General features: G+C 62.4%; 1 protein-coding gene. It reads left to right on the top strand.

Translation table 11 applies throughout. The features are described 5' to 3' along the window. Positions 1 to 3,028: DUF6531 domain-containing protein (locus tag ACJHWT_RS25170; protein WP_284985361.1), on the top strand; the 3,028-nt coding region annotated here is incomplete at both ends.

Consider the following 3,028-nt stretch of genomic DNA (forward strand, 5'->3'; position numbering starts at 1 on the left):
CGGAACAGGAAGAAGCGCAGCGTCAGGAGGATGCCAGAACGTTCCTGGATGTGGCCGGGGAATATCTGGAAATGGCGGGGGCCATAGCCCTGGCGGTTAACCCGGTGACAGGGCCTGTGCTGATGTCCCGGGCGCTGCACGACCAGCTCAGTACGGAAGAAGGGCGTTCTGAAATGGTGGATGGCGTGACACATTTTGTGTCGGAACTATGGCAGCCCACCGTGGCCAGTGCGGCCCCGGGCTCCACCCCGACCCCTGACGATAAAATCGACTGCCATAAACATCCCTCCTCACTGACGCAGTTTCTCGCACAAAAAAAAGCCGCCTTTCTGGATGACCCCCTGGGAACGGCCCTTAACCTGCTGAGTCCGGGCGGTATGCTGGAAACCGCCTTTCAGGGAGTGAATGCGGTTATTGGCAGCATCAGTAATCTGTTCAAAGGCGATGATGAACCGCCCGCAGCGGAATATATCGCGGAAGGCGCGCGGGATGTGCGTATCAACAGCCAGCCGGCGGTACGCAGCGGGGCACGCTGCACCTGCGAGGCCAGGGTGGTGAATGAGCCGGGGAACGGGGCGTTTGTGTCACCGGATGTCCGCATTGGCGGTCCGTTACTGGTGGTCAGGGATATCAGAAGCGGCAGGTCGCAGATAACCCTGGTGGCAACCGTGGCGCTGATGTTTCTTCGCCCGGGCAAAATGCTTTCTAAAATCGCCTGTTTTGCTGCCAGTGTCGGGATGGGGGTGATGACGCAGAAGGCCATCAGTGCCCTTCCGCATCCGGTCAATGCCGCCACCGGAGCCAAATATCTGGCCGATGACGATGACTTCGATTTCAGTCTGCCGGGCCACTTTCCGCTGGACTGGCAGCGCGTGTACAGCAGTCGTGACGACCGCACGGAAGGGATGTTCGGGCAGGGCTGGAGCGTGATGTATGAAGTCAGCCTCGGGCGCACGCCGGGTACTGCTGACGAAAACTGCATGACCTTTGTGTCGGGCATGGGGCGACGCCTGGATATGGAGGCCGTGCTGCCGGGGAGCGGGTTTTACAGCCCCGGCGAAGGACTGGCGGTAAGGCGGGGTGAGCAGGGGCACTGGCTTATCAGCAGCGATGACGGGCAGTTTTTTCTGTTTGAAGCCGACCCGCATCACCCGCAGCGCCAGCGGCTGAAAATGCTGGGCGACCGCAACAGCAACTGTCTGAATCTGTACTACGACGAGCTGGGGCGCATCACGCAAATCAGCGGTGAACAGCAGCGTCCGTGCATCCGTCTGCATTATGAACTGGCGGCGCATCCCCGGCGGGTGACACAGATTTATCAGCATTTCCCTGAGACGGCTCCTTTACTGCTGCGTCGTTACCGCTATGACGAGGCCGGCGACCTGAACGGCGTGTACGACAGCACGGGACACCTGCTGCGCGAGTTTGCTTACGACGAAAACCACTGCATGACCCTGCACCGCCAGCCGGGCGGCGAAGGGTATTATTACCAGTGGAGCTGGTATGAAGGCCCGGATGACGCAGCGTGGCGGGTGACGGGGCACCACACGGACAGCGGTGAACAGTACCGGCTGGCGTGGAGCCTGGCGTCACGCAGGCTGTGCGTGACGGACGGGCTGGGGCGCACGCGTTATCATCAGTGGGACGCGCAGAATCAGGTGACGGCGTACCAGGACGAAGCCGGGCAGGTGACGACGTTCCGCTGGAGCGACGAAGAACGGCTGTTACTGGGAATGACCGATGCGCAGGGCGGCAAATGGCGCTATGTGTATGACCGGCAGGGGCATATCACGGAGACGCACGACCCGCTGGGGCGGGTGGCACAGACACAGTGGCACCCGGTGTGGCACCAGCCGGAAACGGAGGTGGACGCGGCGGGGAACAGCTGGTGCTGTGAGTACGATGAACGCGGCAATCTTCTTGCGGTGACCGACCCGCTGCAGCAGAACACCCGGTATCAGTATGACCGCCACGGCCAGGTGGTGCAGATAACCGATGCGCGCGGGGGGAATAAATACCTTCAGTGGAACGAAGACGGGCAGCTCATGCGGCACACGGACTGTTCCGGCTCGCAGACGGCCTGGTTCTACGACGAACGCACGCGGCTGATACGGATGACAGACGCGCAGAGCCACAGCACGCGCTACGGGTATGACGACAGCGGCCACCTGACGGAGGTGATACTGGCGGACGGCCGCACGGTGAATTACCAGTCGGACGCGGCGGGCAGGCTGGTGAAGTACACCAGCCCGATGGGGAGGATAACGCGCTGGCAGCGGGACGGGCAGGGCCGGGTGCGCAGCCGGACAGACGCGACGGGGCGCAGGACGGCGTTCGGGTACGATGCTTACGGGCGTCTGGTCACGCTGACAAACGAGAACGGAGAAAGCTACCGGTTCCGCCATGACGTGCTGGACCGTCTGGCGGAGCAGATAAATCCGGACGGCTGCCGCCAGACGTACCGCTACAACGCGCTGAACGCGGTCACGGAAGTGGTGTTCACCGGGGACCGGGGCGGTGAAATCCGCCACCGGCTGGCACGTGATGCGGCGGGCCGGCTCACGGCAAAGGAGACAGCCGATAGCCGTACGGAATACGTCCATGATGCGGCAGACCAGTTACTGGAAATCCGCCGCCGACGGTCGGATGCCGGGGAAACAGACGCACCGGAGATTATCCGTTTCAGTTACGACAGACTGGGGCGGATGCTGACTGAGGAGACGGCGCAGGGCGTCCTGACCCATCAGTACGATGAACTCAGCAACCGGACAGCCACCACCTTTCCGGACGGCAGAACGCAGCGTCATCTGTACTACGGCAGCGGCCATCTCCAGCAGATAAATCTGGACCGGGAGGTCATCAGCGAGTTCACTCGTGACGCCCTGCACCGTGAAGTGCTCAGAAGTCAGGGGCGACTGAGCACGCGGCAGCTTTACGACCCCGCCGGGCGGCTGAAGCGCAGGGAGACATACAGCGGGATGCGCGGGGTGGTACCGGAGACGTTCACGGACCGGCAGTACAGCTACAG

Source organism: Escherichia sp. WS338 (assembly GCF_046486405.1).
GTDB classification, from domain to species: domain Bacteria; phylum Pseudomonadota; class Gammaproteobacteria; order Enterobacterales; family Enterobacteriaceae; genus Escherichia; species Escherichia coli.